Annotated in this window: 1 pseudogene; it reads right to left on the reverse strand. The window is 22.3% G+C overall.

What is annotated here, in order from left to right:
* Positions 1-379: pseudogene (locus OYV_RS04345) on the reverse strand (hypothetical protein); the annotation flags it as partial.
* Positions 380-507 lie beyond the last annotated feature (128 nt).

Consider the following 507-nt stretch of genomic DNA (forward strand, 5'->3'; position numbering starts at 1 on the left):
TTTGTGTGTTGTTGTTTTGGTTAGGTTTGGGAGTTGCTTTTGGTCTGTATTTGGGTGTTTCTTTTATTTCTTCATTTTCTTCAATTTCTGTTATTTGTGGATACAATGTTTTTTTCCCCTTTTGATTAGGATTATCTAAATTGTTTTCTTTTGCTTCTGGAGTTTGTTCTTCGATTTTTTCATTTTGGTTTTTTGGTAAATCTTGTAAATCATTATAATTAAAATTTTTAGAGGATAAAGAAGTATTTTTAATAGAATTTTGTGAAGCTTCTAAAGCAAAAAAGTTATTTTTCCATCCTAACCAACCAAATATTATTAAAAGTATAGAAAAGATTATTATTACAATAATTATGTTTTTTTTAAAAGATGATATTTTCACTTATCTTTTTTTCCAACATTTCTATTTTATTTTTTATAAATTTATAAATATAAAATAAAAAAGAGGCTATAAACCTCTTTGATATTTTTTAATTATGATTGAGTGTTTCTTTTTTTAAAAATAACAAA

The sequence above is a fragment of the 'Chrysanthemum coronarium' phytoplasma genome (assembly GCF_000744065.1).
Lineage (GTDB): Bacteria > Bacillota_I > Bacilli_A > Acholeplasmatales > Acholeplasmataceae > Phytoplasma > Phytoplasma asteris.